The following is an 18,339-nucleotide window of genomic DNA, read 5'->3' on the forward strand; positions in this document are numbered from 1 at the left end:
CACGGGCCTCCCCAATCGCTGCACCCGTCAGCGTCTCAAGCGTAATCCGCGGCATTCGCCGCGCGACGCTCACCGAACAACCTTCTCAAGACCGCCACGATGAAATCCTTGCATGCCATGTCGGCCGTGCTGGCCGCGCTCGCCCTGACGACGCCCGCCGCTCACGCCGTGACCGTTCCGTCGAACGTCGCGCTCGCTCCTCAACAGGACCTGACGCGCCAGGTGCCCGCCGAAGTCGAGTCGCTCGACCCGGCGCACATCGAATCGTGGACCGGCAACACCATCGGCCTCGATCTGTTCGAAGGGCTCGCCCGCATCGATGCGGCCGGCCAGGTCGTGCCGGGCGTCGCGCAGTCGTGGGAGCGCAAGACGCCGCAGACGTGGATTTTCAAGCTGCGCCACGACGCGAAGTGGAGCAACGGCCAGCCCGTGACGGCCGCCGATTTCGTCTATTCGTGGCAGCGTCTCGTCGATCCGAAGACGGGCTCGAAGTACACGATCCTCGTCGAATTCATCAGGAACTCGAAGGACATCATCGCCGGCAAGGCCGCGCCGACGGCGCTCGGCGTGCGCGCGGTCGACCCGTACACGCTGGAGGTGACGACCGACGTGCCCGTCGCGTTCTTCCCCGAGCTGACCGCGATGGCGCCGCTCGCACCGGTGAACAAGGACACCGTCGCGAAGTTCGGCGACGCATGGACGCGCCCCGGCAACATCGTCAGCAACGGCGCATTCCAGCTCGTCGACTGGCAGCCGAACAACCGCATCGTGGCGACGAAGGATGCGAAGTACTGGAACGCGTCGAAGGTCGTGATCAACAAGGTCACGTACCTGCCGATCGAAAGCGACGAAACCGCGATGCGCATGTACCAGGCCGGCCAGATCGACTACAGCTATTCGATCCCGTCGGGCATCTTCCAGCAGGTCAGCAAGCAGTTCGGCGGCGAGCTGCGCCCGGGCCTGCAGCTCGCGACCTACTACTACTACCTGAACAACAGCGACGCGGCGCTCAAGGACAAGCGCGTGCGCCAGGCGCTGTCGATGGTGATCGATCGCGACGTGCTGACGTCGAAGCTCACGCAGGCCGGCGAGAAGCCGATGTACGGGCTGATGCCGAACGGCACGAAGGGCGCGCAGCCGTTCACGCCGGAATGGGCGTCGTGGCCGATGGCCAAGCGTGTCGCGACCGCGAAAGATCTGCTCAAGCAAGCCGGCTACTCGGACGCGAAGCCGCTGTCGTTCACGCTCACGTACAACACCAACGACCTGCACAAGAAGGTCGCGCTGTTCGCCGCATCGGAATGGCGCACGAAGCTCGGCATCAACACGAAGCTCGAGAACGTCGAGTTCAAGGTGCTGATGAAGGAACGGCATGACGGCAAGGTGCAGATCGCGCGCGACGGCTGGTTCGCCGACTACAACGACGCGATGACCTTCTTCGACCTGATCCGCTGCGGCAGCTCGCAGAACACCGTCGGCTACTGCAACAAGCAGATGGACACGCTCGTCGACGAAGGCAACCAGAAGCTCGACGACAAGGCGCGCACCGCGCTGCTCACGCAGGCGCACGACACGGCGATGAACGACACGCCGATGCTGCCGCTGTTCCAGTACTCGGCCGACCGTCTCGTGAAGCCCTACGTGGGCGGCTACTCGCTGAAGAACGTGATCGACATGCGTGCGTCGCAGGACCTGTACCTGATCAAGCACTGAGCGGAGCGATCATGCTGGCCTACGCATTGAGACGCACGTTGTGGGCGGTGCCGACGATTCTCGCCGTCATCACCGTCTGCTACCTGCTGCTGCATTTCACGCCCGGCGGCCCGTTCGATACGGAGAAGCAGCTGTCCGTGGCGACGCTCGCGAACCTGAACGCGAAGTATCACCTCGACGAGCCGCTGTGGAAGCAGTACCTGCTGTATCTCGGCGCGCTGCTGCACGGCGATCTCGGCCCGTCGTTCCGTTACGTCGACTGGTCGGTGAACGATCTCGTGAAGAAGGCGCTGCCCGTGAGCCTCGGCGTGGGCGGCGTGTCGATCCCGATCTCGATCGTGCTCGGCGTGCTGCTCGGCACCGTCGCGGCCGTGCGCCGCGACAGCGTGATCGACCGCTTCGTGATGCTGATCGGCAACTTCGGCAACGTCGTGCCGCCGTTCGTGCTCGGCCCCGTCATGGTGTGGATCTTCGCGATCCTGCTGAAGACGTCGGCCGGCAACGGCTGGCTGCCGGCGGGCGGCTGGGGCGACGGCGGCTGGCAGTACCGGCTGCTGCCGATCGCGCTGCTGACCCTCATCAACGTGTCGCTGCTCGCGCGCGTGATGCGCGGCTCGATGATCGAGACGCTGTCGAGCAACTACATCCGCACCGCGCGCGCGAAGGGCCTGCCGGGCTCGACGATCGTGCTGCGTCACGCGCTCAAGCCCGCGCTGATGCCGGTCGTGTCGTTGTTCGGCACGGTCTGCATCACGTCGATCACGGCGGCCGTCGTCACCGAATCGGTGTTCGCGCTGCCGGGCGTCGGGCAGCTCGTCGTGAACGGCGCGATCAACCGCGACTACACGCTGGTGCTCGGTCTCGTCGTGATGACGACCGTGTTTGCAGTGCTGTTCAACCTGCTGGTCGACCTCGCGTACGCGTGGCTCGATCCGCGCATCCGTTATTGAGCGAGGCACTGCGATGACCCCGACTACTCCCGTCGTCAGTCTGCCCGTGCAGACCGACTCGCCGCCGCGTTCGCGTTCGCCGCTCGCGCTCGCGTTCGCGCGCTTCCTTCACAACCGCGCGGCCGTGTTCAGCCTCGTGCTGCTCGCGCTGATCACGCTCGCGTGCTTCGCCGGCCCGTGGCTGCTCGCGGCCGATCCCGCGGCGAGCGACTGGGCCTCGATCAGCCTGCCGCCGACGTTCACCAACCAGCACTGGTTCGGCACCGACGAGCTCGGCCGCGACCTGCTCGTGCGCACGCTGATCGGCGGCCGCGTATCGATCGAGGTCGGCCTGCTCGGCACGCTCGTGTCGGGCCTGTTCGGCGTCGCGTGGGGCGCGACCGCGGGCTTCGCGGGCGGCCGCGTCGACTCCGTGATGATGCGCGTCGTCGACATGATGTACGCGATCCCGTACCTGCTGATCGCGATCCTGATGATGACCCTGTTCGGCCGTTCGTTCATGCTGGTCGTGCTGACCATCAGCGCGTTCTCGTGGATCGACATGGCGCGCGTCGTGCGCGGCCAGACGCTGTCGCTGCGCAACCGCGAGTTCGTCGATGCGGCGCGCGCGATCGGCGTGTCGCCGGCCTCGATCGTGCTGCGCCACATCGTGCCGAACCTGCTCGGCGTGGTCGTCGTGTACGCGACGGTCTCGGTGCCGAATATCGTGCTGACCGAATCGGTGCTGTCGTTCCTCGGCCTCGGCGTGCAGGAGCCGATGACGAGCTGGGGCGTGCTGATCCAGGACGGCGCGCAGAAACTGGAATCGATGCCGTGGCTGCTGCTGGCCCCGGCCGTCATGCTGTGCGTGACGCTCTACTGCGTGAACTTCGTCGGCGACGGCCTGCGTGACGCGCTCGACCCGAAGGATCGCTGAGATGACATCACTACTTGAAGTCGACAACCTCGGCGTGCGCTTCACGCGCAAGGACGCACCGCCCGTCGACGCCGTGAGCGGCGTGTCGTTCTCGCTCGAGGCCGGCAAGACGCTCGGCATCGTCGGCGAATCGGGCTCGGGAAAGAGCCAGACCGTGATGGCGCTGCTCGGCCTGCTGGCCGGCAACGGCACGACGACGGGCACGGCGCGCTATCGCGGCGACAACCTGCTCGAGATGGATACGCGCGCGCTGAACGCGGTGCGCGGCGACCGGATCGCGATGATCTTCCAGGATCCGATGACGTCGCTCAATCCGTTCCTGACGATCGAGCGGCAGATGACCGAGACGTTGCAGCTGCATCGCAAGCTGTCGCGCAAGGAAGCCATCAAGCGCGCGATCGAGGCGCTCGAATCGGTGCGCATTCCCGATGCGGCTCGCCGCATCCGCATGTATCCGCACGAGTTCTCCGGCGGCATGCGGCAGCGCGTGATGATCGCGATGGCGCTGCTGTCCGAGCCGGAAATCCTGATCGCCGACGAGCCGACCACCGCGCTCGACGTCACCGTGCAGGCGCAGATCATCGACCTGCTGCGCGAGCTGAACCGCGAGCGCGGCACCGCGATCGTGCTGATCACGCACGACATGGGCGTGGTCGCGGGCCTCGCGGACGACGTGATGGTCATGTATGCGGGCCGCACCGTCGAATACGCGCCGGCCGATTCGATCTTCGCGGCGCCGTCGCATCCGTACACGATCGGGCTGCTCAACGCGCTGCCGCGCCTGACCGACGCGGACGATGCGCCGCTCGTCGCGATTCCCGGCAATCCGCCGATGCCCGGCACCGCGCCGGCTGGCTGCGCGTTCGCGAAACGCTGCACGTATGCGGAGGAGCGCTGCGGTGCGGCGCGCCCCGCGCTCGAAACCTATGGCGCGGCGGGCGCGGTGCGCGCGTGCCACCGACCGCTGGCCGATCTGACGGGAGGTCTGCGATGAGCGTCGAAGCACGCCGCAATGCCGGCGCGACGGGCGACACGCTGCTGTCCGTCGAGGATCTGAAGGTGCATTTCCGCGTGCCGCTCGGCGGCTATCCGTGGTCGCCGAAGGGCACGCTGCGCGCGGTCGACGGCGTGTCGTTCGACGTGAAGCGCGGCGAGACGGTCGGGCTCGTCGGCGAGTCGGGCTGCGGGAAGTCGACGCTCGCGCGCGCGCTGATCGGCCTCGTGCCGATGACGGCCGGCACGGTGAGCTGGCGCGGCGAGGCCGTCGCGCCCGATCATCTGCGCGGCACCGCGATGCGCCGCGAAGTCCAGATGATCTTCCAGGATCCGCTCGCGTCGCTCGATCCGCGCATGACGATCGAGCAGATCGTCGCGGAGCCGCTCGTCACGCACCACGCGGGCCTCGGCCGCACCGAAGTGCGCCGCCGCGTGATCACGATGCTCGAGCGCGTCGGCCTGAATGCGCATCACCTGCTGCGCTATCCCCACGAATTTTCCGGCGGGCAGTGCCAGCGCGTCGGGATCGCGCGTGCGCTGATCAGCGAGCCGAAGCTCGTGATCTGCGACGAACCCGTCTCGGCGCTCGACGTGTCGATCCAGGCGCAGATCGTGAACCTGCTGCGCGATCTGCAGCGCGACCTGTCGTTGTCCTATCTGTTCGTCGCGCACGACCTGGCGGTGGTGAAGGCCATCAGCCAGCGCGTGCTCGTGATGTATCTCGGCCGCGTGATGGAGTTCGGCACGCGGCATGACGTGTACGGCGTGCCGCAGCACCCGTACACGAAGGCGCTGCTCGATGCGGCGCCGACGCCGGAGCCGGCGCGCGAGCGTGCTCGCCGTCCGATGCTGCTGGCGGGCGAGATGCCGTCGCCGCTCAACCCGCCGTCCGGCTGCGCGTTTCGCACGCGCTGCCCGGTCGCGATCGACGCGTGCGCGCAGGACGTGCCGCTGCCGGAAGTGCGGCACGGCTCGGCGGCGCGTGTCGCGTGCATCCGGGCGGGCGTGGCGGCGTGAAGTGACGCAGCAAACATAACCAGGCAGGTCAACAGGGGTAGGGTGCGGCGCGAACGACCTTCGCGCCGCGGGTAAAGGCGCGTCCTTAACCGGGCTCGCCGGGGGGCTGGAAGCGGATCGCAACCGGCGTGGACGACATCAACACAAGACGAGAATGACGATGAAAAAGCAAAAGACGATCGGGACGGCATCGAAGATGCTGCTTGCATGGGGCTTGCCGGCGCTCGCGGGCGTGTCGCTGACCGGCGTCGCGCACGCCGACGACGCGGCCCCCGCACCGCTGACGGTCGCGCAGGCTGCGCCGTCCGCCGGCGCGAGCTCGACCGTTGCGCAGGCAACGACCCCGAACGCCGTTATCAACGCCGAAGCGACGCAGGCCGTCACGCCGCCTGACGAGCCGTCGGCCCAGTCGAAGTCGAAGGGCTTCATTGCCGACAGCCATCTCGACTTCCTGTTTCGCAACTACTCGGACGTGCTCGACAGCAAGGGTGGCCCGCACCGCCACGCGTGGGTCCAGGGCGCGATGGCGAACTTCGAGTCGGGCTTCACGACGGGCTTGATCGGGATTGGCTTCGACGCGTCGCTGTATGCGGCGCTGAAGCTCGACGGCGGCCAGGGCGCCGGCAGCATGGTGCACATCGCGAAGGGCGGCGGCGGCGGCAACCAGCTCGCGTGGGCGTACCCGGGCATCTACGACATCAAGGCGCGCATTTCGAACACGGTGGTCAAGTACGGCCTGCAGGCCGTCGACAACCCGTTCATGGAGCAGCACGACAACCGCGCACTGCCGCCGACCTTCCTCGGCGCGACGATCGTCAGCAACGAATTCAAGAACGTGATGCTCGAGGCCGGCAGCTTCACGAAGACCGACGCACGCGGCCACACGACGCTCACGAACCTCACGACGCAATACGGCGGCACGCGCATCAACCGCCTGACTTACGTCGGCGGCACGTGGGACTACTCGCCGAACGGCGAAGTCGCGCTGTACGCGAACCAGGCCGACGACGTGTGGCGCCAGTACTACGCGTCGGTGAAGCACAGCATCGGCAGCCCGCAGACGATCAAGTGGACGGGCTTCGGCAACGTCTATTCGACGCACGACACCGGCGACGCGCTGCAGGGCAAGATCGACAACAACGCATACAGCCTGTCGCTGGCCGCGCAGCACGGTCCGCACGAGCTGCTGCTCGGCTTCCAGCAGGTGCTCGGCGACCAGTTCTTCGACTACCTGAACGAAACCAACGGCATCTTCCTGACCAACTCGATGGACGTCGACTACAACGCGCCGCACGAAAAGTCGCTGCAGCTGCGTTACACGTTCTACGGCAAGGAAGCGGGCCTGCCGGGGTTCAAGGCAATGGTGTGGGGCGTGACGGGCTGGGGGGCGGACGGCAGCGCCGGTGCGGCGAACGATCCGAGCAAATCGAGCATCTACTGGAGCAACGGCGCACCGGTGCAGGGCCGTCACCACGAGTTCGGCTTCATCCCGTCGTACACGTTCCAGAGCGGCAAGCTGAAGGACACGAAGGTCACGTTCATCGCGATGTGGCACAACGGTTCCATGCACTCTTCGGACGCGACGAACCGCGAGTATCGCCTGGTCGTGAACGTGCCGCTGCACGCGTTCTGATCGAAGGGGGATGCAACGTCCCCCGCGGTATTTCCCGTCTTGCGCGGCCGGCCTGCCGTCAGTTCGATCAGGCCGGCTTGTGCAAGCCCGCCACCGGGTCGTTCGCGGCCGGCATCTCTTCCACCAGCGACGTGAGCTGGCGGCCGGTGTCGCGCCAGGCATCGAGGCCGCCGCGCAGCGGCAGTGCATCGGTGAAGCCCGCGTCGAGCAGGCGCTTGGCCATCAGCGCGGCCGTCACTTCGTTCGGGCACGAGCAATACACGACGAACTTCTGCGTGAGCGGATAGCGCGCGACGATGTCGGCGATGCGCCGCTCGTCCGCGAACTGCGCGCCGGGAATCGTGAACGGGTCGAGCTTGCGGTGCTCGGGCGAACGCACGTCGAGCACCACGGGCGCCGACGCATCGGTCAGCAGGCGATCGAGTTCGTCGACGCCGATGCGCGCGCTCGCGAGCTGGCGGATCAGCGCGCGGCGGCGCATCCAGCGCACGGCCGCATAGACCGCGAGCAGCGCGACGATCACCAGCAGCACCGCGCGGCCGAGCCGGCCCGCGCCGGCGAACAGCCAGTCGATCTGCCGGTAGAACACGAGCCCCGCGACGAGCCCGACGATCGTCCACAGCGCGGCGCCGAGCGCATCGTAGCCGGCGAAGGTGCGATAGCGCGTGCCGAGCGCGCCGGCCATCGGCACCGACACGAGCGACAGCCCCGGAATGAAACGGGCGACCGCGAGCACGCGCACGCCGTAGCGGCCGAAGAAACGTTCGGTCTTCTTCACGCAGGTATCGCGCGACAGCGACAGCCGGCAGATCGTCTTCAGCGTCGTGCCGCCGTAGCGCCGCCCGGCGACGTACCACACGGTGTCGCCGATCAGCGCGCCGAGCACCGACAGCGCCAGCACCGTCACGAGCTGCGAGCCGATCATCGCCGGATGCATCGCGGCCATCGCGCCGAACAGCACGAGCGTCGGCATTGCCGGCACCGGCAGGCCGATGGCCGCCGCGAGTACGTTGGCGAACACGAGAAGCGGCCCGTATTGGGCGACGAGGTCACGGAGCATGACGGCTGGCCGAAAAGGAAGCGCGTGGGGAGACTACACAGATGGGCCGATTATCGGCCATTTTCAACCGTGCGTCGGGGAATGACGGAAAGCGCCTGACGGCGGCAGGGAGATGCGGGCAGAACGGTGAGCCGATGCGTTGCACGCGGCTCACCGTCGGACTTCAGGAAGGGGTGCGGGCGAGCGATGCGGCGCCGTGGTTTTCGCCGGGCAGCTCGGCGCCGTGCGAGCGGATCGCCGCGATCAGTTCGGCCGGCGTGATCTCGTAGCGGACCTCGCGATGAATGCCGGGCTTGCGTTCGTCGATCTCGATCAGCAGCACGCTCTTGCCGTCGCTGGTCGATTCGAGCCTGAGCGAGCGGAGTTCGCGGCCGTCGGCCGGGTCGTGTTCGGTGAGCAGGGTCATTGCCCCGGATGAGCCGGTAGTGCGCATCGAACCTATCCTCGTGTCGTGTGTGTGCCAGATTGGCGAAGATGTCGTTGTTGAATGCAGCTTGACGAAGTTTAACGCGAACGGGCCGCAACACGGAGCATTTTCGTGGGTGCGAAAAGAGGGTTGTACCACCCATCCTTCTGATGTTTGAGCCGCGCCGGGCGGGCGTTTCAGCCGGATCGGGGTGCGCTGCGCCCGGTGCCCGGCCGGTAATCGGGCCGCGCGGGCGCGGCTGCCGTCAGAAGCGGTCGGCGAGCCCCATCGCCGGGTCGCTGACCGAGTGGCGGCCCGTTTCGACGCGGCCGGCCACGCGGCGCGAGAAGCTCGCGTCGCTGTCGACCGTGACGACGAAGTCGTACCAGTGGCCGGTCGAGTCGAGGTTCCAGTGCAGTTCCGACTGGCCGCCGGCGCGCACCGTGACGGTCCACGTCGTACCGGTGCGGTTGTCGTCCTCGTTGCCGTTGCCGTTGCCGTTGCCGTGGCCGTGATCGCCATTCGCGCCGCGGCCGGACAACGCGCCGTACACCTCGTTCGACTTCACCGTGAAGCGCACGGGGCTGCCGCCGTCGTTGCGCAGTCGAAGATGCAGGTTGCCGCTCGCGCCCGCATAGCCCACGCGGATCTCCGGATGCGGCGCCCGCCCGCCGGCCAGCCGGGCCAGGTCGCCGGTGAAGCGGCGGTGATAGCCGTTCGGGCCGAGCACCCACAGGTCATATTTGCCGCCGTCGTCGGCCAGCGCCGCCCAGTCGCCGCGCAGCGCCTTGCCCGGCTCGACGACGTAGCGGCGCGGCACGCGGTCGAGGTGCAGCTTGTCGTAGACGTGGAACACCGCCGCCGCGCGACCGGTGTTCGCGAACTTCAGCGTGACGGTGCCTTTGCCGGCATCGACCTGCGCGCTCGCATGCAGCTCGTACGGCAGCGCGCGCGACGGGCGCACGCCGGTAGCCTGCGCGGGCAGCGACGGCGTGGCAGGCGGTGTGATCTTCGGCGCGCTCTGCTGCGCGGCGCTCAGTGCGTCGACCTGGCTTTTCGTCGTGCGGCCCGCGAGCGTCGGCAGCGGTTCGTTGTTCGGCGCGCGGAAGTTGAACGCGCTCGTCAGGTCGCCGCACACCGCGCGGCGATACGCGCTGATCTGCGGCTCGACCACGCCGAAGCGTTTCTCGAGGAAAAGGAGCGTCGACGTATGGTCGAACACCTGCGAGTTGACCCAGCCGCCGCGGCTCCACGGCGACACGACCCACATCGGCACGCGCGGGCCCGGACCGTACGGACGGCCGTCGGCCGCGGGCTGGCTCGACGTGGCCGGCGCGAAGTCGTGATACTCGACGGCGACGTCGGCAGCCGCGAGCGTATGGCCGCCCGCGAGCGAGCCGTCCGCGTTGCGCGACGGCACGGCCGGCGACGGCATGTGGTCGAAGAAGCCGTCGTTCTCGTCGTAGTTGATCAGCAGCACGGTCTTGCTCCACACGTCCGGGTTCGCGGTCAGCGCGTCGAGCACCGCCTGCACGTACCACGCGCCCTGCGCGGGGCTCGACGGCCCCGGATGTTCGCTGTACACGGACGGCGGGATGATCCACGACACCTCGGGCAGCGTGCCGTTGCGGATGTCGTCACGGAATGTTTCGAGGAAGCCGTACGGCATCGTGTTGCCGAAACCCTTCGCGAGCGGGCTCAACGGATCGTCGATCGCCGGATCGTAGAACGCGCCGGCCGCCGTCACGGGCTGCGTGATGTCCGTCGACGCGACGTACGCGGGCCGGCGTGCGGCCGGCATCTGCTCGATGGCCGCGCGCCAGTGGCGAAAGCTCATCATCTCGTTGCAGCCGAAGTTGTCGATCAGGCTCTGGTAGACCTTCCAGTGCACGCCGGCCTGCTGCAGCCGGTCCGCGTAGGTCGTCCACGTCCAGCCCTGGCTCGACGGGCCGATGTCGTTGCCGCCGTTGAACTGGTTGTTCAGCGCGGCGAGCTTCACGCGGCCGCCGTCGGCCGGGCTGATGCCGTTCGGGCCGTTGGTGCCGCTCCAGTAGAACAGCCGGTTCGCGATCGTGCCCGTGTGCATCCCGCAGTGGTAGTGGTCGCACAGCGTGAACGCGTCGGCGAGCGCACGCTGGAACGGCACTTCGGCCGCGTCGTAATAGCCCATCGACAGCGGCGTCTTCGCGTCCGGCCAGCGGTTCATCCGGCCATGGTCCCATGCGGCCTGCGCGTCGGCCCACGTATGCGGCGTGCCGCCCGCGCGCTGCGCGTTGCCCTGGCGCGCATCGAGGTGGTACGGCGTGATGGTCGCGGCGGGTGTGGCTTTCGTGTAGGTCTGGTGGAACACGTCGCGGCCGTTCGGCGACGGCACCGCGAAGCGGTCGCCGTAACCGCGCACGCCCTTGAAGGTGCCGAAGTAGCCGTCGAACCCGCGGTTTTCCATCATCAGCAGTACGACGTGCTTGACGTCCTTGATGGTCCCCGTTTCGTGAAACGCGGGAATCGCGAGCGCGCGGCGGATGCTTGGCGGAAACGCGGACAGCGCGGCGGCGGCGAGGCCGGAAGTCGCGGTTTGCTGAAGGAATTTGCGGCGTGACGTCATGGCGTTCTGATCCTGTGATGATGGGAGCGTTCGTGACTTCGTCTGTTGCGCCCGTGCGTCGTCCGCCCTCAGGGACGGCTCGCGATGCGTGTGCGTTTCGGCGCGTCGGCCGTTGTCGCGATCCTGCGTGCCGCACGCTCGTGATGCGCGGAGCAGGATGTCGGCCCACGCGTGCCCGGCGAGTGCCGGGCGGGGCGGCGCCCAGTCTAGGCAGCGCAGATGACGTCGACGTGATGCGCAGATGACACGCGATGACGTGCGGTGCCGATGGCGGCGACGTTGCGAGCGCAACTAATCGGCGACGCGCAGCGAAGATATCGGAAGGGTCGGAAATTACCGATTCGGGTGGACGGGAGTGGTCAGGAATTACCGATTGCGTGAAGCCGGCGTGATGCGGTGTGGTTGTGCGTGCAACGGAATCGCGTTGCGCGGCGACCATGTTTCATTCGTGTGAAATCGGATAAGCTCGATGCGTTGTTGCGTTCGCGCGGCAACGTGCCCCGGCCCGATACTTTCGACTCTACCCAGTCATGACCGATATCACGATCCGGCACAGCGAGACGCACGACGTCGACGCGATCCGGCAAATCGTCGCGCATCCCGCGGTGTACATGAACACGCTCCAGCAACCGTTTCCATCGCACGAGAAATGGCGGCAGCGACTCGAGCGCCTCGGTGAACAGGGCGTGAGCCTCGTCGCCGAGCTCGACGGCGCGGTGGTCGGCCATCTCGCACTGCATCCGGAGCAGAACCCGCGCCGGCGTCATGCGGCGTCGCTCGGGATGATGGTCGATGCGTCGCATCATGGTCGCGGCATCGGCGGCCGGCTTCTGGCCGCCGCCATCGAACTCGCCGAAAACTGGCTGAACGTCACGCGCCTCGAATTGACCGTATTCGTCGACAACCCGGCGGCCATCGCGCTGTATGAAAAGCATGGTTTCCGGATCGAGGGAGAGGCGGCTGACTATGCGCTGCGCGACGGCGCGTATGCATCGGTGTATCAGATGGCGCGGATCAAAGGGCGGCAGTAATGGATGCTAGCGTGCAGTGCGGTGCATCGTTGCGCCCACGACGATGCCGCACGTCATATCCATTCGAGAATTGGTTCGTTTTCAACCGGCCGCGTGAATCGTATCGTCGAGCGATTTGCCGCTCGCGGCTTTCTGCGTCGATGCGTGCACGACGCGCACGGCCGGTTCCGGCATGCGCGGCGCCATCCGTCGACGCCCTTCGTTGTTTCGCCGTTTCGTCGTGTTTTCGCCTCGCCGCTTCGCACGCATGGGCCGGCCGTCGCTGATAGGCCGGCTTCGATCGTCGCGCGACGCCGCTTCCGCAACCGTCTCTTTCAACGGAAACCCCCTCGATGAAAACCGTTCTCCGGAACCTGACTGCCGCCTGCCTGTTCGCCGCCGCGGGCGCGGCGTTCGCCACCCCCGCGCCGCAGGGCGCCGCCGTGTCGCGTCCGTCGGGCGACGGCGCGCATCTGCCGCCAGGCATCGCGTGGCAGCAGGGCGACGTCGATGCCGCGTTCGCGCTGGCGAAGCGCACCGGCAAGCCCCTGCTGCTGTACTGGGGCGCGGTGTGGTGCCCGTCGTGCAACCAGGTGAAGTCGACGATCTTCAGCCAGCAGGCGTTCAAGACACGCTCGTCGTTCTTCGTGCCGGTGTATCTCGACGGCGATACCGAAAGCGCGCAGAAGCTCGGCGAGCGCTTCAAGGTGCACGGCTATCCGACGATGATCCTGTTCCGTCCGGACGGCACCGAAGTGACGCGGCTGCCGGGCGAAGCCGATCTCGATCGCTACATGCAGGCGCTGTCGCTCGGGATGACGGCCGCGCATCCGGTGCGGCAGACGCTCACGACCGCGCTGAACAACGGCGCGTCGCTGACGCCGGACGAATGGCATCTGCTCGCCGACTATTCATGGGACACCGACGGCGCGCTGCCGGTGCCGGCCGATCGTGTCGCGGTGACGCTGCAGACGCTGTCGCAGCGTGCGCGTGCGGCCGGCGCGAAGGCGGACGCCGCGCGGTTCGCGCTGAAGTCGGCGGTGGTCGCGGCCTCGGACGACCCCGCGCAGGCCGGCGTGCTCGACAAGGCCGCACTCGCCGATGCACTGCGCGCGGTGCTGCGCGAGCCGGCGCTGGCGCGGGCCGATTCGGATGTGCTCGTCGCGGCGCCCGCGCGCGTGGTCGCCTACCTCGGCGGCGATGCCGCGCAGCGCGCGAAGCTGCGCGGCGCGTACGACGCGGCGCTCGCGCGGCTGTCGACCGACACGACGCTGTCGTCGATCGACCGCCTGATGGCGCTGCATGGCCGCGTGCTGCTCGCGCGCGGCGACGCGCACGACGGCGCGCCGCTTGCCGCGCCGGCGCTGGTCGATGCCGCACGCAAGCAGATCGCGGCATCGGTGCACGGCGCCGCGAATCCGTACGAGCGGCAGGCGCTCGTCAGCGAAGCGGCGGACACGTTGACCGACGCAGGGCTATACGACGAATCCGATGTCTTGTTGAGAGCCGAGTTGCCGCGTTCGGCGACGCCGTACTACTTCATGTCCGGACTGGCCGCGAATGCGAAGGCGCGCGGCGACAAGGCCGCGGCGCTCGACTGGTACCGCAAGGCGTACGACTCGGCGAGCGGACCGGCGACGAAACTGCGCTGGGGTGCGACCTACTTCGCGAATGCGGTCGCGCTGGCGCCGGACGATTCGGCGCGGATCGAGGCGATCGCCGCGAGCGTGCTCGCGCAGGCCGGGAAGACGAGGGATGCGTTTTATGGGGCGAACCTGCGCGCGCTGACCAAGGTCGTCACGCAACTGAACCGCTGGCGCGGCGGCGGGGCGCACGATGCGTCGGTCAGGTCGGTCGTGAAGGAGTTTGATGGGGTATGCGCGAAGCTGCCGACGGGCGATCCGCAGGCGGCGGCATGCGCGAAATTGATTCAGCCGGTGAAGGCGTAAAGGCGGCCGGGGGTGCGGTCGGGCGGGCTGGGGGAGCGGAGGCCGCGATTACTGGCTCGATTCCGACGACGCGCCGCGATCGCTGCCATACCCGGCACTCTGCTCGCGGGCGATCTTCGCTTCGGCGGAAACGATGCTGGCCGGATAGAACCAGTCGCTCGGCTGGAAGCCGGCTTGCTTGAGCGCTTTCACTTCGGCGTGGACCTGCGCACGCGTGAGCGGCGGGTTCGACTGCGCGTGCGCGGCAAGCGGGGCGGATACGGCCAGGGCGATGGCAACTGCATGAATCAGGCGCTTCATGATAGGGACCTCCATGTTTCCGACTGGGCGGCCGGCCTCCGTTCGACGAAGCGGCTGCGGTTGAAAACAGTGTAGGCCCGGCCACGCGCGGGAAAAATGCGAGCGCTCCCAATGCAGTGTTCTGCTGTTGGTAACAATGGGAGTGGGAGTGGGAGTGGGAGTGGGAGTGGGAGTGGGAGTGGGAGTGGCGGCGGCGGCGGCGGTGCCGGATGGCGGCGCGTGGCGGATGCTGAGCCGTGCGAGCCGTGCAGCGGTGTGGCGTTGGGCGGTTCCGGTCGGTCAGGGAGCGGATCGGTGGAGGCGAATACGGGGCGGTTCGCCCAGTTTGCATGCGGATCTACCGGGAAGGTGCAGCGTGATGGACGGCGCGCTGCGCTGCCTGTTACGGCGATGCAGGGCGGTCGAGAGGGTGCGGGGGAACGAAGCGCCGGCCGCGTCGATGCGGCCGACCGAGGGGTGGGGCGGCGCGGAACGCCGCCCGATGCACAGGCTTACACGAGGCCCGTCGTGTAGTACACGGCGATCACGAAGAACACCGCGAGCGTCTTGATGATGGTGACCGCGAAGATATCGCGATACGACTGGCGGTGCGTGAGGCCCGTGACCGCGAGCAGCGTGATGACCGCGCCGTTGTGCGGCAGCGTGTCCATGCCGCCGCTGGCCATCGCGACGACCCGGTGCAGCACGTCCAGCGGAATGTTGGCCGCCTGCGCGCCCTTGATGAACAGGTCCGACATCGCGGCGAGCGCGATACTCATGCCGCCTGACGCCGAACCGGTGATGCCGGCGAGCGAACTGACCGATACGGCCGCGTTCACGAGCGGGTTCGGAATGCTCTTCAGCGCATCGCTGACGACGAGGAAGCCCGGCAGTGCGGCGATCACGCCGCCGAAACCGTATTCCGACGCGGTGTTCATCGCGGCGAGCAATGCGCCGGCGACGGCCGCCTTCGAGCCGTCCGCGAAGCGGCCGCTCACGCGCTTGAACGCGGTCAGGATGACCAGCACGATGCCGAGCAGCAGCGCGGCCTCGACCGACCAGATCGCGACGACCGTCTTGATCGACGTCGTGACCGGCGCGTGCACGCCGGGCAGCACCTCCGGCGCGACCGTGTACGACGCGGCGCCGTACCACTGCGGAATCAGTTTCGTGAACGCGAAGTTCGACACGCCGACGAGGATCAGCGGCAGGATCGCCAGCGCCGGATGCGGGAGTGACTTCGCTTCGACGCGTTCCGGTTCGTTGACGAGCGACGTGCCGTAGCCTTCGCCCTTCGCCATCGCCGAACGGCGGCGCCATTCGAGGTACGTGAGGCCGACGACGACGATGAACAGCGAGCCGATCGTGCCGAGCACCGGCGCGGCCCAGGCAGTCGTCTTGAAGAACGTGGTCGGGATGATGTTCTGGATCTGCGGCGTGCCGGGCAGCGAGTCCATCGTGAACGAGAACGCGCCGAGCGCGATCGCGCCGGGCATCAATCGTTTCGGAATGTTGCTTTGGCGATAGAGTTCGGCCGCGAACGGATACACCGCGAACACCACGACGAACAGCGACACGCCGCCATAGGTGAGCAGCGCGCACACCGCGACGATCACCGCATTCGCGCGCGAGCGGCCGATGTAGCGGATCGCCGCATGGACGATCGACTCGGAGAAGCCGGACAGTTCGATCACCTTGCCGAACACGGCGCCGAGCATGAACACCGGGAAATAGAGTTTGACGAAGCCGACCATCTTCTCCATGAAGATGCCGGAGAAGACCGGTGCGACGGCGGCGGGGTCGGTCAGCAGGACCGCGCCCAGCGCGGCGATCGGCGCGAACAGGATCACGCTGTAGCCGCGATACGCGGCGAACATCAGGAACGCCAGCGCGGCGAGGACGATCACGAAAGACAAGGGAGTCTCCTAATTGCTTGGAATGGCTTTGGTTGTTGTTCGATCGCGGGACGCGCCGCGGACCGGGACGGGTTCGTGCAGGTTTCGTGCCATCGGCCGGATTGCGCCGCCGGACATGGATCCGGTGCAGGCCGACGGGCCCGCGCCGGCCCATGTCTGAAGATTCTACATAAAACGTCTCCATCCGGAGACGATTTGGCCGTCCGGACAACCGGTCGAATCGGCCCGGGCTTTCCCCGACGAGGCATTCCGGTGTGTCTCCAAAGTGAGATACTTCGTCTCGTTCCGGAGACATCCGGCCACACATATGCGGAGACGACGACACGATGATGAACGACTGGGCCCGCCTGCCCGTCAATTACGGCGACGTGCTGCGGCGCGCCGCCGAGTCGCTGTTTCGTACGTTCGAGGATTCGAGTGCGGGCACGGTGGTCGTCGATCGCGACGCGCGCGTCGTGTGGATGAACGAGCGTTATGCGGCGCGTTTCGGGTTCGCCGATCCGCAGCAGGCGGTCGGCCTCGACTGCGAGGCGGTGATTCCGAACAGCCTCATGCGCGAGGTCGTGTCGACCGGACAGCCGATCCTGCTCGACATCATGGAGACGGGCCGCGAGCCGCTCGTCGTCACACGCCTGCCGTTGAAGAACGAGGCCGGCGAGACGGTTGGCGCGATCGGCTTCGCGCTGTTCGACCAGTTGAAGACGCTCACGCCGATCTTTTCCCGCTACGTGCAGCTTCAGCAGCAGCTGATCGCGACGCAGCGTTCGCTCGCGCAGGCGCGCCGAGCGAAATACACGTTCGCGAGCTTTGTCGGTACGAGCGCCGCGAGCCTCGAAACCAAGCGGCAGGCGCGGCGCGCGGCGCAGGTCGATTCGCCGGTGCTGCTGCTCGGCGAGACGGGCACCGGCAAGGAACTGCTCGCGCATGCGATCCACGCGGCGTCGGCGCGCGCGCTCCAGCCGCTCGTGACCGTCAACGTCGCGGCGATTCCCGACACGCTGCTCGAAACCGAATTCTTCGGCGCGGCGCCGGGTGCGTATACCGGCGCCGACCGCAAGGGGCGTGTCGGTAAGTTCGAGCTGGCCGATCGCGGCACGCTGTTTCTCGACGAGATCGGCGACATGCCGCTGCCGCTGCAGGGCAAGCTGTTGCGCGTGTTGCAGGACAAGGAATTCGAGCCGCTCGGCTCGAACCGGATCGTGCGCGCGGATGTGCGAATCATCGCCGCGACGTCGGCCGACCTGCCCGCGCTGGTCGAGGCCGGCCGCTTTCGCGCGGATCTCTATTACCGGCTCAACGTGTTGACGATTCACGCACCGCCGCTGCGCGAGCGCGCATCCGACATTGCGGCGCTCGTCTACGCGACGCTCGAGGAACTGGCCGCGCAGCATGGCCGCGCCGCGCACTGCGAACTGACCGACGATGCGCTGCGGGTGCTGTGCGCATACCCGTGGCCGGGCAATGTGCGCGAGCTGCGCAACACGCTCGAGCGTGCGCTGATGCTGTCGGATCGCTCGGTGATCGACGCGCGTGCGCTCGCGCCGTTTCTCGGGCCCGTGCGCGTGGCGCCCGACAGTGTGCCGGCAGGCACGCGGGTTGTGTCGTCGCCGGCCGGCCGGGATGCCGGCGACGCATCGGCTGCGGCTGCGGCTGCGGCTGCGGCTGGTGCGCCGGTCGTTTCGTATACCGATGCATTGGCCGCGTGGGAGCGCCAGTTCCTGATCGATGCGCTGGCCGCTTGCGACGGCAAGGTGGTGGAAGCGGCCGCGCGCATCGGCATCGGTCGGGCGACGCTCTACAAGAAACTGGCGGCGCTGGGAATCGACCGTTGGCCAGCGGCGGCGGAGGCGCGCGGACATGAGCAACGGCACCGGTGAAGTGCCCGACAG

General features: G+C 67.7%; 14 protein-coding genes. 9 read left to right on the top strand and 5 right to left on the bottom strand.

The features are described from left to right. Positions 1-99: 99 nt before the first annotated feature. From SB786_RS16600 to SB786_RS16625, 6 genes are all read left to right on the top strand, one after another. Positions 100-1,713 carry a peptide ABC transporter substrate-binding protein gene (locus tag SB786_RS16600; RefSeq protein ID WP_410728386.1) on the top strand — a complete coding sequence of 538 codons (1,614 nt, stop codon included), beginning with the start codon at positions 100-102 and terminating at the stop codon, positions 1,711-1,713. A gap of 11 nt (positions 1,714-1,724) precedes the next feature. Then, a complete protein-coding gene (locus SB786_RS16605) occupies positions 1,725-2,663 on the top strand; it encodes an ABC transporter permease subunit (RefSeq protein WP_410728387.1) in 939 nt (312 codons plus the stop codon). A gap of 13 nt (positions 2,664-2,676) precedes the next feature. Then, positions 2,677-3,579, top strand: a complete 903-nt coding sequence (locus SB786_RS16610; RefSeq protein ID WP_410728388.1) for an ABC transporter permease — start codon at positions 2,677-2,679, stop codon at positions 3,577-3,579. Position 3,580: 1 nt separating this feature from the next. After that, on the top strand, positions 3,581-4,573 hold the full coding sequence (locus SB786_RS16615; protein WP_410728389.1) for an ABC transporter ATP-binding protein: 993 nt from the start codon (positions 3,581-3,583) through the stop codon (positions 4,571-4,573). Then, positions 4,570-5,592, top strand: a complete 1,023-nt coding sequence (locus tag SB786_RS16620) for an ABC transporter ATP-binding protein (RefSeq protein ID WP_410728390.1) — start codon at positions 4,570-4,572, stop codon at positions 5,590-5,592. Before SB786_RS16615 ends, SB786_RS16620 begins: the two co-directional genes overlap by 4 nt. Before the next feature lie 160 nt (positions 5,593-5,752). Continuing rightward, positions 5,753-7,225 carry an OprD family porin gene (locus tag SB786_RS16625; RefSeq protein ID WP_410728391.1) on the top strand — a complete coding sequence of 491 codons (1,473 nt, stop codon included), beginning with the start codon at positions 5,753-5,755 and terminating at the stop codon, positions 7,223-7,225. Positions 7,226-7,292: 67 nt separating this feature from the next. Here the strand turns inward: SB786_RS16625 and SB786_RS16630 are convergent, their stop codons facing one another. The 3 genes from SB786_RS16630 to SB786_RS16640 all read right to left on the bottom strand — a co-directional run bounded on the left by SB786_RS16630 (position 7,293) and on the right by SB786_RS16640 (position 11,296). Further along, the gene (locus SB786_RS16630) at positions 7,293-8,285 is read right to left on the bottom strand and encodes a DedA family protein/thiosulfate sulfurtransferase GlpE (RefSeq protein WP_410728392.1); all 993 of its coding nucleotides are present in this window, start codon (positions 8,283-8,285) and stop codon (positions 7,293-7,295) included. Between the two features lie 163 nt (positions 8,286-8,448). After that, positions 8,449-8,718, bottom strand: a complete 270-nt coding sequence (locus tag SB786_RS16635; RefSeq protein WP_006753639.1) for a hypothetical protein — start codon at positions 8,716-8,718, stop codon at positions 8,449-8,451. Between the two features lie 238 nt (positions 8,719-8,956). Then, positions 8,957-11,296 carry a phosphocholine-specific phospholipase C gene (locus SB786_RS16640; RefSeq protein ID WP_410728393.1) on the bottom strand — a complete coding sequence of 780 codons (2,340 nt, stop codon included), beginning with the start codon at positions 11,294-11,296 and terminating at the stop codon, positions 8,957-8,959. A gap of 530 nt (positions 11,297-11,826) precedes the next feature. Between SB786_RS16640 and SB786_RS16645 the strand changes: the two genes are divergently transcribed. Continuing rightward, complete coding sequence (locus SB786_RS16645; protein ID WP_410728394.1) at positions 11,827-12,327, top strand: GNAT family N-acetyltransferase; 501 nt, start codon at positions 11,827-11,829, stop codon at positions 12,325-12,327. A gap of 332 nt (positions 12,328-12,659) precedes the next feature. After that, a complete protein-coding gene (locus tag SB786_RS16650; protein ID WP_410728395.1) occupies positions 12,660-14,255 on the top strand; it encodes a thioredoxin family protein in 1,596 nt (531 codons plus the stop codon). Between the two features lie 48 nt (positions 14,256-14,303). Here SB786_RS16650 and SB786_RS16655 read toward each other — a convergent pair whose 3' ends face one another. After that, complete coding sequence (locus tag SB786_RS16655; RefSeq protein WP_006760818.1) at positions 14,304-14,555, bottom strand: DUF4148 domain-containing protein; 252 nt, start codon at positions 14,553-14,555, stop codon at positions 14,304-14,306. A gap of 491 nt (positions 14,556-15,046) precedes the next feature. Beyond that, entirely contained in the window at positions 15,047-16,450 is a 1,404-nt protein-coding gene (locus SB786_RS16660) for a GntP family permease (RefSeq protein ID WP_410728396.1), read from the bottom strand. 326 nt (positions 16,451-16,776) lie between these two features. On the opposite strand from SB786_RS16660, the gene SB786_RS16665 reads away from it, so the two are divergent. Then, complete coding sequence (locus tag SB786_RS16665; protein WP_410728397.1) at positions 16,777-18,327, top strand: sigma-54 interaction domain-containing protein; 1,551 nt, start codon at positions 16,777-16,779, stop codon at positions 18,325-18,327. Positions 18,328-18,339: the final 12 nt, after the last annotated feature.

The organism is Burkholderia sp. SIMBA_062 (genome assembly GCF_046534765.1).
In the GTDB taxonomy this organism is placed as follows: Bacteria; Pseudomonadota; Gammaproteobacteria; order Burkholderiales; family Burkholderiaceae; genus Burkholderia; species Burkholderia ambifaria.